This window comes from Novosphingobium fuchskuhlense (genome assembly GCF_001519075.1).
GTDB lineage: Bacteria > Pseudomonadota > Alphaproteobacteria > Sphingomonadales > Sphingomonadaceae > Novosphingobium > Novosphingobium fuchskuhlense.
The window spans coordinates 559,849-572,629 of sequence record NZ_KQ954246.1 but is presented as its reverse complement, the minus strand read 5'-3'; the positions used below and the strand labels follow the sequence as shown (position 1 = coordinate 572,629).

General features: G+C 67.6%; 11 protein-coding genes and 1 pseudogene. 7 read left to right on the top strand and 5 right to left on the bottom strand.

Annotation, left to right across the window (positions count from 1 at the left end):
* Positions 1-14: 14 nt before the first annotated feature.
* Positions 15-668 carry a fructose-6-phosphate aldolase gene (gene fsa / locus AQZ52_RS16590; protein ID WP_067913524.1) on the bottom strand — a complete coding sequence of 218 codons (654 nt, stop codon included), beginning with the start codon at positions 666-668 and terminating at the stop codon, positions 15-17.
* 132 nt (positions 669-800) lie between these two features.
* Between fsa and AQZ52_RS16585 the strand changes: the two genes are divergently transcribed.
* Entirely contained in the window at positions 801-2,966 is a 2,166-nt protein-coding gene (locus AQZ52_RS16585) for a primosomal protein N' (RefSeq protein WP_067914147.1), read from the top strand.
* A 186-nt stretch (positions 2,967-3,152) separates the two neighbouring features.
* Here AQZ52_RS16585 and AQZ52_RS16580 read toward each other — a convergent pair whose 3' ends face one another.
* From AQZ52_RS16580 to AQZ52_RS16565, 4 genes and pseudogenes are all read right to left on the bottom strand, one after another.
* Positions 3,153-3,953, bottom strand: coding sequence for a kinase (locus AQZ52_RS16580; protein WP_205626512.1), 801 nt, complete (start codon positions 3,951-3,953; stop codon positions 3,153-3,155).
* A 68-nt stretch (positions 3,954-4,021) separates the two neighbouring features.
* Positions 4,022-4,537, bottom strand: coding sequence for a ferritin family protein (locus AQZ52_RS16575; protein WP_067913521.1), 516 nt, complete (start codon positions 4,535-4,537; stop codon positions 4,022-4,024).
* An 81-nt stretch (positions 4,538-4,618) separates the two neighbouring features.
* Positions 4,619-5,149: pseudogene (locus tag AQZ52_RS16570) on the bottom strand (methylated-DNA--[protein]-cysteine S-methyltransferase); the annotation flags it as partial.
* Positions 5,150-5,244: 95 nt separating this feature from the next.
* Complete coding sequence (locus tag AQZ52_RS16565; protein WP_067913518.1) at positions 5,245-5,931, bottom strand: hypothetical protein; 687 nt, start codon at positions 5,929-5,931, stop codon at positions 5,245-5,247.
* Between the two features lie 84 nt (positions 5,932-6,015).
* Between AQZ52_RS16565 and AQZ52_RS16560 the strand changes: the two genes are divergently transcribed.
* The 6 genes from AQZ52_RS16560 to AQZ52_RS16535 all read left to right on the top strand — a co-directional run bounded on the left by AQZ52_RS16560 (position 6,016) and on the right by AQZ52_RS16535 (position 12,673).
* Positions 6,016-7,593 carry a S1 family peptidase gene (locus AQZ52_RS16560; RefSeq protein ID WP_067913515.1) on the top strand — a complete coding sequence of 526 codons (1,578 nt, stop codon included), beginning with the start codon at positions 6,016-6,018 and terminating at the stop codon, positions 7,591-7,593.
* 224 nt (positions 7,594-7,817) lie between these two features.
* Positions 7,818-8,372, top strand: a complete 555-nt coding sequence (locus tag AQZ52_RS16555; protein WP_067913512.1) for a F0F1 ATP synthase subunit delta — start codon at positions 7,818-7,820, stop codon at positions 8,370-8,372.
* Between the two features lie 42 nt (positions 8,373-8,414).
* On the top strand, positions 8,415-9,944 hold the full coding sequence (atpA, locus tag AQZ52_RS16550; protein WP_067913509.1) for a F0F1 ATP synthase subunit alpha: 1,530 nt from the start codon (positions 8,415-8,417) through the stop codon (positions 9,942-9,944).
* Between the two features lie 66 nt (positions 9,945-10,010).
* The gene (locus AQZ52_RS16545) at positions 10,011-10,883 is read left to right on the top strand and encodes a F0F1 ATP synthase subunit gamma (protein WP_067913506.1); all 873 of its coding nucleotides are present in this window, start codon (positions 10,011-10,013) and stop codon (positions 10,881-10,883) included.
* A gap of 24 nt (positions 10,884-10,907) precedes the next feature.
* Positions 10,908-12,365, top strand: coding sequence for a F0F1 ATP synthase subunit beta (atpD, locus tag AQZ52_RS16540; protein ID WP_067913500.1), 1,458 nt, complete (start codon positions 10,908-10,910; stop codon positions 12,363-12,365).
* Positions 12,366-12,415: 50 nt separating this feature from the next.
* Positions 12,416-12,673 carry an ATP synthase F1 subunit epsilon gene (locus AQZ52_RS16535; RefSeq protein WP_054121972.1) on the top strand — a complete coding sequence of 86 codons (258 nt, stop codon included), beginning with the start codon at positions 12,416-12,418 and terminating at the stop codon, positions 12,671-12,673.
* The last annotated feature ends 108 nt before the right edge of the window (positions 12,674-12,781 follow it).

Genomic DNA, 12,781 nt, shown 5'->3' with positions numbered 1-12,781 from the left:
CGTCGGATTGGGTTTCAGCCGATAGTCTGGCCGGTCTTGGCCCAGTCCGCAAGGAAGCCCTCTATGCCCTTGTCGGTGAGGACGTGCTTGAACAGGCCCTTGATGACGGCGGGCGGCGCGGTGATCACGTCGGCGCCGATCTTGGCGCTTTCGAGAACGTGGACGCCGTGGCGGATCGAGGCGACGAGGATTTCCGTACCGAACGCGTAGTTGTCGTAGATCAGGCGGATATCGCGGATAAGGTCCATGCCGTCGAAGCCGTTATCGTCGTGCCGGCCCACAAAAGGCGAGACGAAGGTCGCGCCGGCCTTGGCCGCGAGCAGCGCCTGATTGGCCGAGAAGCACAGCGTGACATTGACCATCGTGCCCTCACTGGTGAGCGCCTTGCAGGTCTTGAGCCCGTCGATCGTCAGCGGCACCTTGATGCAGACGTTGTCGGCGATCTTCCGCAGGATTTCAGCCTCGCGCATCATGCCTGCGTGATCGAGCGCGACCACTTCGGCCGAGACCGGACCGCTGGTGAGGGCGCAGATCTCGCGCGTCACCTCGATGAAATCGCGGCCCGCCTTGGCGATGAGCGAGGGGTTGGTGGTCACGCCGTCGAGCAGGCCGGTGGAGGCAAGGTCGGCAATCTCGGCAGTGTCGGCGGTGTCGACGAAAAACTTCATGGGAGACGTATCCTGTATGCGATTCTGCGAACCCTATAGCGCGAGGGCGGGCGCTGTGTAGCCTGTCATTCTTCCCCAGACCGGTGGCGGCGAGGCTTTGCCCCCAAGGGCGCGAGTGCCTAGATGGGTTCCATGTCGCGCGTCCGCTGCCTCGTCTTCAATGCCGCGCTCGGCGCGCTCGACTACCGCGTGCCCGAGGGGATGGATGCGCCGGCGGGGAGCGTGGTGGTGCTGCCGCTGGGGCCGAGGCAGATCCTCGGCGTGGTGTGGGACGATGGCGAACTGCCGGGCGACGACTACCCGGCACACAAGCTGCGCGCGGTGCTGGAAGTGCTGCCGGTGCCGCCGCTGCCTGCCCCGCTCAGGCGCCTGATAAGCTGGTGTGCCGACTACTATCTCGCGCCGCTCTCCGCCGTGGCGCGCATGACGCTCTCCAGCAGTGCGGCGCTCAAAGGGGGCGGCACCGTCACCGAATACCGCCTCACCGGCGTGGAACCGGCGCGGATGACGCCGCAGCGGCTGCAGGCGCTCGATCTGCTGCAGGGCGAGCAGGCCACAATGCGCGAGCTGGCGGAGATCGCAGGGGTATCGGAAGCCGTGCTGCGCGGCATGCTGGGGCAAGGGCTGCTGGAGGCCGTGCTGGTCGACAGCGACCGGCCTTACCCGGAGCCCGATCCGCGCTTTGCCCAGCCGGCGCTTGAAGGCGAGCAGGCAGCAGCGGCGGCGGAGATGGTGGCGGCGGTCTCGGCCCATGCGTTCCAGCCGTTCCTGCTCGACGGGGTGACCGGCTCGGGCAAGACCGAGACCTATTTCGAAGCCGTGGCGGCGGCGCTGGAGGCGGGGCGGCAGGTGCTGGTGCTGCTGCCGGAAATCGCGCTGACGGCAGCGTTCCTCGGGCGGTTCGAGGCGCGCTTCGGGGTGGCGCCGGTCACCTGGCATTCCTCGCTCAAGGCTTCGGAGCGGCGGCGGGCGTGGCGGCAGGTGGCGTTCGGCGGCGCGAAAGTGGTGGTCGGCGCGCGGTCCGCGCTGTTCCTTCCGTTTGCCGATCTCGGGCTGGTGGTGGTCGACGAAGCGCACGAGGTGGCGTTCAAGCAGGACGACGGTGTGCGCTACAACGCGCGCGATGTGGCGGTGATGCGCGGACACTTCGAGCAAGTGCCTGTCGTGCTGGCCAGCGCGACGCCGGCGCTCGAAAGCCTGCAGATGGCCGAGGCCGGGCGCTACAGGCGGCTGGTGCTGCCAAGCCGCTTCGGCGGGGCGACGCTGCCGAAGATCGAGATCGTCAACCTCACCGAAATGCAGCCGCCGCGCGGGCGCTGGCTGGCGCCGCCGCTGGTGGAGGCCCTGGCGGACCGGCTGGCCAAGGGCGAGCAGAGCCTCCTGTTCCTCAACCGGCGGGGCTATGCGCCGCTCACGCTGTGCCGCCACTGCGGCTTCCGCTTCAAGTGCCCCAACTGCTCGGCCTGGCTGGTCGAGCACAGGCTCTCGCAGCGCCTCGCCTGCCACCACTGCGGGCATGAAGTGCCGCCCCCGCCGGTCTGCCCGGAATGCGGCGAGCCCGATTGCCTTGTCGCCTGCGGGCCGGGTGTGGAGCGCATCGCCGACGAAGTGGGTGAACTGCTGCCCGGCGCGCGGGTGGCGGTCGTCACGTCCGATACGCTGGCAAGCCCTGCCGCCGCCGCCGAGTTCGTAGCGCAGGCTGAGGCGAAAGCGATCGACGTGATCGTCGGTACGCAGCTCGTCACCAAGGGGTTCCACTTTCCCGAGCTGACGCTGGTCGGCGTAGTCGATGCCGACATGGGGCTCGATGGCGGGGACCTGCGCGCCGCCGAACGCACCTACCAGCAGATCGCGCAAGTTGCCGGCCGCGCGGGCCGCGGGGCCAAGGCGGGAGCCGTGCTGATCCAGACGCGCCACCCCAAGGCCGCGGTGATCGCCGCGCTGGCAAGCGGCGAGCGCGACGCGTTCTACGCCGCCGAGACCGAGGCGCGGCGCGAGGCCGGGGCGCCGCCGTTCGGGCGGTGGGCGGCGATCATCGTCTCGAGCGAGGACGAGGCCGAAGCGCGCGAGGCGGCCCGCGCCATCGGCGGCACCCGGCCTGACGAGCCCGGCGTCCTCATCCTTGGCCCCGCCCCGGCTCCGCTTTCGTTGCTGCGCGGACGGCACCGCTACCGCCTACTGATCGCGGCACGCCGCTCCGCCGAAGTGCAGAAGCTGATCCGCACCTGGCTGGCCCCGCTCAGAATGCCGCCGGGGGTACGCGTGGCGGTCGATATCGACCCCTATTCCTTCGTCTGAATTCCAACGCAGGTTGACACTGTTGACACAGTCCTGAGCGAAAAATCCGATCCGGTTTTATCATTTTCTTTCAAAGGCTTGACGATTCAAAGAGCAGATGGGGAACCTGCCACAAGCGGATGCATGTAGGAAAATGGAATCTGGTTATTCCCCTCTCCCAACCCTCTCCCCTGAAGGGGAGAGAGCTTAATAGCGAGGCGTGCCGATGGTGTGATCTGCGGCGAGCGGGATGAGGATATCGGCGCGCGGCGGAAGGTCTGCGAGGAGGTGCCGCGTCAGGCGTTCGTAGTGCATCACGAAGCGGGCGAGCTGGGCGTCCGACATCCCGCCGCCGGTGCGGGCGCGCAGCTTGGCTTCCTGCAACTGCCGCCAGCCGAGGACGGCATCGAAGCCGGGGGCCTGCAGCATGACCAGCACATCTGGCGCATCGAACAGCGCGCGGTAAGGTCCGGCGAGCGCAGCGTTGACATGGGCGCGCCAGATGCTTTGCGCATCCTCCTCCGCTTCCAGCCGGTTGATGGGCGCGACGAGATCTGCCTCGGCCTGCGGGCGCGCGCCCATGCACCAGCCTTCGAACAGAAGCACATCGACCGGGGCGGCAAAGGCCGGCCATGCGCTTTCCGGCGCTCGGTCGTCGCTCGCCTTGTCGAAGCGCGGAAGGACAGGGCCCGCCTGCCCTGCCCGCACGCCCGCCAGCACTGCAAGGCCTAGCGCGACATCGTGCGTGCCGGGCACGCCGCGCGTGGCGAAGAGCGGATGGACGGTGCGGGCGAGGTCCGCACGTGCGGACCGCGTGAGGTAGAGATCGTCGAGCGAAAGCGTGGCGGCGTGAAGGCCGTGTTCGCCCGCCAGCAGCTCTTCCAGCATGCGGCAAAGCGTGCTCTTGCCGCTCCCCTGCGAGCCGCTGACGCCGACGATGAGCGGTCTGCCCGCCGCGACCGCACGCGCGGCGATCCCTGCGGCGAGCGGGCGCCAGTGCGCTTCGATGGTGGCGCGGTAGCTGGCGGGGAGGCCTTCAGCGGCAATCAGCGCAGCGATTGCCGCCCCTGCGCCGCTCACCCCTCCAGCGCGGATTCGAGCAGGGCGGCGGCCTGCAGCAGTCGGTTGCCGTGGTCGGTTTCCTCCTTGCCGTTGGCGCGCAGCAGCGCGGCGGCTTCTGCGTTGCCGATGCTCAGCGCCCAGCCTTCATACAGCGTCTCGCCGTCGAACTCGGTCTGGGCGAGCTTGCGCAGGGCGGGCGGGGTCAATTCGCCGATGGGGAAAATCCCGCTGGCGAGATAGGGGTTCTCGTCCGCTTCGGGGGGCGTGAAGTCTTCGCCCGTCAGCACCTTGAGCACGGCAGCCGCGCGGCGGGCGTGGAGAAATTCCTCATCGCCATTGGTGCGCAGCAAATCGGCGACGGCGGGGTTCTCGGCATTCGCGGCAGTGGCGCGGTAGAGTTCCTTGCTCGCCGCTTCGATGAGGCACATGACCTTGATGTCCATGACCGTGGGCGCGGTGACCGTGCCGATGTGGGCGAAGGCCTCGCCGATGGTCTGCGGCATTCCCGGCTCGAGCGTGACGGTGGGCATGTGAGGTCTCCCTTGATGGTCTGATTCCGCGCGAGGGTACATCACGCTCGCCAACGATGGGAAGGCAATTTAATCGCGCGGCTAAATCAGCAGGAGCGCGCCTTCGCGCTGGAGCAGCTTCGCCTTGATCTCCAGCCCCCAGGCATAGCCGCCGAGGCTGCCGTCGGTGCGGATCACGCGGTGGCAGGGGATCAGCAGCGAGACATGATTGGCCCCGTTGGCCGAGCCCGCCGCGCGCACCGCGCCGGGCCGGCCGACTTCGGCGGCGAGCTGGGCATAGGTGCGCGTCTCGCCCTTGGGGATGCGGCGCAGCGCCTGCCAGACGGCTTCCTGAAAGGGCGTGCCCGCGACGTCGACGGGGATCTGCGTGAAGTCCACCTCGCCGGGGGCTTCGGCGGCCCTGACGATGTCGGCGAGCACCGCGGGGAATGCGCCGCCGCCCTGCGCCCGTTCGGCCTGCGGGAAGCGCCGGGCGAGGACGGCGGGATCCTCGCCGAACGAGAGGCGCACGACGCCCTTCTCGCTGGCGGCGACGAGCATGGGGCCGAGCGAGGTGGGCGCGACATCCCAGCGGATCAGCGCGCCGCGGCCACCATCGGTCCAGGCAGAAGGGGCGGCGTGGGACGGGCTCATGGCAATGCTCCTGCAGCGGGGGTGTGCCGGCTGCCTAGCGCCCTTGCTGGCAGCAGGCTTCCCGCCGCTTGCGGTCAATTTACCGGATCGGTGCGGTGGATGGACTGGGCAACGGCACGGGCATCGGCCAGCATGGCGGTGATATCCGCGCCGGGGCGGGAATCGTAGAGGTTCACATTGACCAGCTTCTGGCCGACCACCGTCATGCACAGGGCGACCATGCCCGCAGCCGGCTGCTTGTCGGTATTGAGCCCGATGGACACTTTGCCGCCCATGTAGACGCAATCAGCATCGCGCCGGATGTAGCCGAAGTCGCTCTTCACCGTGGACTGGCCGCCGATGACCTTGTCGATACCTTCCTTGACCTGGCTGTCGATGCCGGCCCCGAAATACCTGGGCGAATCCGGGCCGGACAGCATTTTCTCGAACATGTCGAGCGCAGAGGCCTTCTCGATGCGCACCAGCAGCGCCTGGGTCGGGACCTTGATGATAAGGTAGCGTTCGGCAGCCTTCTCGGGCGCACCGCACGTCCAGAAATCGGTGACGGTGACGTTGCGGGTATCGGCGGCGCTGGTCATCTGCGAGAGGGCCGCCGTCTGCCCGGTCGGGACGCAAAGCCCGGCCGGAACGGGCATCGCCATCGCGGCTTCGCCGACGCGGAAGGGTACCTCGACCGGCTGGTCGGCCGCGCGTGCGGCAAACGGCGCGGCAAGAAGAAGCGCGGCAAAGGCCGCCCCGGACGTGATCGCGCGCTTGTTCATTGCCTCTCCCCTGCCTTGCACACCACAAGGTCTAATGCGAAACCCGGCCATCGCAATCCCGGTCGTCAAAGGAATCTTGCCGGAATGGACCTGCTGCGCCGAATCGCCCGCCTCGCCAGCGCGCTGCTTCTGCTGGTCGCCGGCCCCGCCTGCGCCGATCCCGCCGATATCGCCGCCGCCAGCCGCGGCGTCGTCAGGGTAGTGCTGATCCAGTACGACGGGGGCACCGCGCGGCTCGTCAGCCACGGAACCGGCTTTGCCATCGCGCCCGACCTCGTGGTGACCAATGCCCATGTGGTGGAGGACCTGCGCACGGGCGACGGGATCGTGGCGGGGGTTGTCCCCTCCGAAGGGCGCGGCGCCTTTGCGGCCACGATCGCGGCCTATTCGCCGGGGCGCGATCTTGCCCTGCTGAAGCTGCGGCCGGGCGCGACGATCAGCGCGCTGACGCTGTTCAGCGGCGCGGCGACCGACAGCGAGGAAGTCTATGCCGTGGGTTATCCCGGCAATGTCGATATGGCCGAGGGGCTTTCGATGAGCGACCTCGTCAGCCCGCAGGCGGCGGTGAAGACGCGCGGCTATGTCTCGGCCGGGCGCTCCTCGAAGGAATTCGACACGATCCTGCACACCGCGCCGATCGGAGCGGGCAATTCGGGCGGGCCGCTGCTCGATGCCTGCGGGCGGGTGCTGGGGGTGAACAGCTTCGGCACGGTCAGCCAGAACACGACCGATTCGGCGTTCTACTTCGCGATCTCGATGCGCGAGTTGGCGGCGTTCCTGCAGGAGGCGGGGGTGAGCGCGCATGCCAGCGGCCTGCCGTGCACCTCGCTCGCCGATCTCGACAAGGCCGATGCCGCCCGCAGCGCCGAGGATCAGGCGCGGCTCGCCGCCGAGGCCGAAGCGCGCAAGGCGGCGCAAAGCGCGTTTGCCGCCAAGGCGCAGCACGATGCCGAACTCGAGATTCTGGGCGAGCGCGACAACGCGCTTGCGCTGGCGGCCGTGCTGCTGGTGGCGGCGGTGGCGGCCGGCGCGGCGGCCTATGCGTTCCTGCAGCGTGGCAAGCAGCGCGAACTGCGGATCGCGGGGGGCGCGGCCGGCCTGCTGGTGCTGGCGGCGGTGGGCACCTGGCTGCTGCGCCCGCCGCTGAGCCTGATCGACGAAAGGGCCAAGGACATCGTCGCCGAAGGCAAGGCGAAGGCCGAGGCCAGAACCGAAGCCGCCCCGGCGGCAGATGCCAGCGCCGCGCCCGCCGATGCGCCGCAGAAGCTGGTCTGCGTGCTCGATACGGCGCGCAGCCGGGTGACCGTTTCCGACGTGACCGACGTGCCGCTGACCTGGGCGCCGGGTGGCTGCGTCAACGGGCGCACGCAGTACGGCCTTGCCGGCGATGGCTGGAGCCGCGTGCTGGTGCCGCAGGGCGAAGCGACGATCTCGGTCACGAAGTTCGATCCCGACAAGCGCGAGTACACCGTGGAGCGGTTCCTGATGGGGCTCGACGCGATGACCGCCGCGCGGGCGGCGCGGACCAGACTGACTCCGCCGGCCTGCGGGGCGGGCGATGCGGCGGCGCGGGCTCTGGGCGAAGCGCAGGGGGCGATCCGCGCGTTGCTGCCCGCCGAACCCAACGAACGGCTGCGCTACACCTGCCACCCTGCGCCCTGATCGCGCCCTGATCCAGCCCTGACCGGGCCCTGATCGGACACCGCAGCGGGGGGTAATTCCCCCTGGCGCATTGAATGCCCTTTTGAATCGGCATGTGGTATCTTGTCAGGCCGGTACTTGGTTGCTAGGCGCGCCCCCATTGCGGGCGGCCGTGCTGCATGTGCGGCATATCGCCCGATGCAATGAAAATTGCGATCCATCCTGGACGAAGGGAACCAAGGCGCGTGGAGATTTCCGGCGGGATTACGGCCAGCTTGGCGGGACGTTATGCGGCCGCGCTCTATGACCTGGCGGGCGAACAGGGGGTTGTGACGGCGGTCGAAACCGACCTCGACACCCTTGCGGCTGCTGTGCGCGAATCGGCTGATCTTGCGGCGCTGCTCAAAAACCCCGAAGTCTCCCGCGATGTCGCCGCCAAGACGGTCGACGCTGTGGCCGACTATCTGAAGGTCGGCGACCTCACCCGCAAGTTCCTCGGCGTACTGGCGGCGAACCGCCGCCTCGCCTCGCTGCCCGACGTGGTGCGCGCCTTCACCGCGATCGCCGCCGCCGCGCGCGGAGAGGTGACCGCCGAGGTGACCACCGCGCACCCGCTCGACGAAGCGCAGATCGCGCTGCTTGCCGACAAGCTCAAGGCCCGCGAGGGCCGTTCCGTCACGGTGAAGGCACATGTCGATCCGGCTATCCTGGGCGGCCTTGTCGTCCAGATCGGCAGCCGCATGATCGACAGCTCGATCCGTACCCGTCTCAATTCGCTCGCCCAGGCCATGAAGGGCTAACGACCCAGGGCTAAGCCAAAGTCGCTTTTTGAAAGGCTGAAAATGGAAATCCGCGCCGCTGAAATCTCGAAGGTCATCAAGGACCAGATCGCCAGCTTCGGCACCGAGGCCCAGGTCTCGGAAGTCGGCTCCGTGCTGTCCGTCGGTGACGGTATCGCCCGCATCTACGGTCTCGATCAGGTCCAGGCCGGCGAGATGGTCGAGTTCTCGAACGGGGTGAAGGGCATGGCCCTCAACCTCGAAGCCGACAACGTCGGCGTCGTGATCTTCGGCTCGGACGCCGAGATCAAGGAAGGCGACCAGGTCAAGCGCACCGGCACCATCGTGGACGTGCCCGTCGGCAAGGGCCTGCTCGGCCGCGTGGTCGACGCGCTGGGCAACCCGATCGACGGCAAGGGCCCGATCGTCGCCGACAAGCGCACCCGCGTCGAAGTCAAGGCGCCCGGCATCATCCCGCGCAAGTCGGTGCACGAACCCGTGCAGACCGGCCTCAAGGCGATCGACGCGCTGGTTCCCGTCGGCCGCGGCCAGCGCGAGCTGATCATCGGTGACCGCCAGACCGGCAAGACCGCCGTCGCGATCGACACCTTCATCAACCAGAAGGCCGTGAACGCGGGCGACGACGAATCGAAGAAACTCTACTGCATCTACGTCGCCGTCGGCCAGAAGCGCTCGACCGTCGCGCAGATCGTCCGCCAGCTCGAAGAGAACGGCGCGATGGAATACTCCATCGTCGTTGCCGCGACCGCTTCGGAGCCCGCGCCGCTGCAGTACCTCGCGCCCTACACCGGCGCGACGATGGGCGAGTTCTTCCGCGACAACGGCATGCACGCCGTGATCGTGTACGACGACCTTTCCAAGCAGGCCGTGGCCTATCGCCAGATGTCGCTGCTGCTGCGCCGCCCGCCGGGCCGCGAAGCCTACCCCGGCGACGTGTTCTATCTCCACTCGCGCCTGCTTGAGCGCGCGGCGAAGATGAACGACGAGAACGGCAATGGCTCGCTCACCGCGCTGCCGATCATCGAGACGCAGGCTGGCGACGTTTCGGCCTACATCCCGACCAACGTGATCTCGATCACCGACGGCCAGATCTTCCTGGAAACCGGCCTGTTCTACCAGGGCATCCGTCCGGCCATCAACGTCGGTCTCTCGGTGAGCCGCGTGGGTTCGTCGGCACAGACCAAGGCGATGAAGAAGGTCGCCGGCTCGATCAAGCTCGAGCTCGCGCAGTACCGCGAAATGGCGGCCTTCGCGCAGTTCGGGTCTGACCTCGACGCCTCGACCCAGAAGCTGCTCAACCGCGGCGCGCGCCTGACCGAGCTGCTCAAGCAGGCGCAGTTCTCGCCGCTGGGCTTCGAGGAGCAGACCTGCGTGATCTTCGCGGGCACCAACGGCTACCTCGACGGTATCGCGGTGAACCGCGTGGGCGAGTACGAAGCGGAGCTGCTGAGCTTCCTGCACTCCAGCCACGCCGACCTGCTGCAGCTGATCCGCGACACCAAGGACCTCGGCGACGAGGCTAAGGGCAAGCTCAAGGCCGCGCTCGACGCGTTCGGCAAGCAGTTCGCCTGAGGCGCCTTCCTCTCCGCTCCCGGACATCGTGCCGGGAGCGGAGATGACGATTAAGAGGAAACAAGAGTGGCTTCGCTGAAGGAACTCAAGGGCCGGATCAACTCGGTCAAGTCGACCCAGAAGATCACCAAGGCCAAGCAGATGGTCGCGGCGGCAAAGCTGCGCAAGGCGCAGAGTGCCGCTGAAGCCGCGCGCCCCTATGCCAGCCGCCTCGCCGCGGTGATGGGCAGCCTTGCCGGCAAGGTCGCCGGTCAGGACAGCGCGCCGCTGCTGATGCGCGGGACGGGCTCTGACCAGCGCCACCTCCTCGTTGTTGTCAACACCGACAAGGGCCTGTGCGGCGGTCTCAATTCGAACATCGTCAAGGAAGCGAAGCTGCAGGCCCGCGCGCTCGAAGCCGCCGGCAAGCAGGTCAGCTTCTACCTCGTCGGCAAGAAGGGCCGCGCCCCGATCCGGCGTGACTTTCCGGCTGCCGCTGCCGCCGGATATGACACCAGCCTGGTGCGCACGCCCGGTTTCGACGAGGCGAGCGCCATCGCGCACGAATTGATCGCCATGTTCGAGGCCGGCAAGTTCGATGTCGCGCATCTGGTCTCGCCCGTGTTCAAGAACGCGCTGACGCAGGAACCCGTGACGCAGCAACTGATCCCCGTACCCGCGCCCGCCGTGGCTGCTGGCGGAGACGCTGTTGTGGAATACGAGCCCGGCGAGGAGGAAATCCTCGAGGCGCTGCTGCCGCGCTATGTCACCACGCAGGTCTTCGGTGCGCTGCTCGAGCGCGAAGCATCCGAACAGGGCGCTTCGATGACCGCAATGGACAACGCCACGCGCAACGCGGGCGAGCTGATCAGCAAGCTGACGATCCAGTACAACCGCAGCCGTCAGGCCGCGATCACGACCGAACTCATCGAAATTATCGCGGGCGCCGAAGCGCTCTAAGAACTTCAAGGCAAGGAACGAACAATGGCCACCGCAGCCGTCCTCAACCAGACCACCACTGGCAAGATCAGCCAGGTCATCGGCGCCGTCGTCGACGTGACCTTCACCGGCGAACTGCCGGCGATTCTCACCGCGCTCGAAACCGACAACAACGGCAACCGCCTCGTTCTCGAAGTTGCGCAGCACCTTGGTGAAAACACCGTCCGCACCATCGCGATGGACGCGACCGACGGCCTGACCCGTGGCCAGACGGTGAAGAGCACCGGCGCGCAGATCTCGGTGCCGGTCGGCCCGATGACGCTGGGCCGCATCATGAACGTGATCGGCGAGCCGATCGACGAGCAGGGCCCGGTGAACGCCGAGAAGTCGGCTCCGATCCACGCCAAGGCTCCGGAATTCATCGACCAGTCGACCGAAGCGGCCATTCTCGTCACCGGCATCAAGGTCATCGACCTCCTCGCGCCTTATGCGCGCGGCGGCAAGATCGGCCTGTTCGGCGGCGCGGGCGTGGGCAAGACCGTGCTCATCCAGGAACTGATCAACAACATCGCCAAGGGCCACGGCGGCGTGTCGGTTTTCGCGGGCGTTGGTGAACGCACCCGCGAGGGCAACGACCTCTACCACGAGTTCCTCGACGCCGGCGTTATCGCCAAGGACGCCGACGGCAACCCGACCCCGGACGGCTCGAAGGTGGCGCTCGTGTTCGGCCAGATGAACGAGCCGCCGGGCGCCCGCGCCCGCGTCGCGCTTTCGGGTCTGACCATGGCCGAATACTTCCGCGACGAGGAAGGCCAGGACGTGCTGTTCTTCGTCGACAACATCTTCCGCTTCACGCAGGCGGGTTCGGAAGTGTCGGCGCTGCTCGGCCGTATTCCTTCGGCGGTGGGCTACCAGCCGACCCTCGCGACCGACATGGGCGCGCTGCAGGAGCGCATCACCTCGACGACCAAGGGTTCGATCACCTCGGTTCAGGCGATCTACGTGCCCGCGGACGACCTTACCGACCCGGCGCCGGCTGCCTCGTTTGCCCACTTGGACGCGACGACCACGCTGAACCGCGCGATCTCGGAACTCGGCATCTATCCGGCGGTGGACCCGCTCGACTCGACCAGCCGCGTTCTCACCCCGGCCGTCGTCGGCCAGGAGCACTACGAGACCGCCCGCCGCGTTCAGGAAACCCTGCAGAAGTACAAGTCGCTGCAGGACATCATCGCCATTCTCGGCATGGACGAGCTTTCGGAAGAAGATAAGCTGATCGTGGCGCGCGCGCGCAAGATCCAGCGCTTCCTCTCGCAGCCCTTCCACGTCGCCGAAGTGTTCACCGGCATCTCGGGCAAGTTCGTGCAGGTCGAAGACACCGTCCGTTCGTTCAAGGCGGTTGTCGACGGCGAGTACGACCACCTGCCGGAAGCCGCGTTCTACATGGTCGGCGGCATCGACGATGCGATCGCCAAGGCCAAGAAGCTGGCTGACGAAGCCTGATTTTGCTTTGCCCTCTCCCGCCCGGCGGGAGGGGGCCTTAGGAACCCGACATGTCCCTGCACTTCGAACTCGTCACCCCGGCCCGCCTCGTCCGTTCGGAAGAGGTTTTCATGGTCGAAGTCCCCGGCTCCGAAGGCAACTTCGGCGTGCTGGAAGGCCACGCGCCGTTCATGTCGACGATCCAGGACGGTGCGCTTCGGGTGTACCGCACCAATGGCGCGGCGCCTGAGGACATCCGCATCACGGGCGGCTTTGCCGAAGTGAGCGAAAAGGGCCTGACGGTCCTCGCCGAGCACGTCGAGGGCTGATTCCAGCTCCATGTTCAGCCAAGGGGCCGGTCCGTTTGGGCCGGCCTTTTGCGTTTGGGCGATCTGAAATGTTGTTTGCGATCGCCCCCGTTGATATCCCGTCAAGGT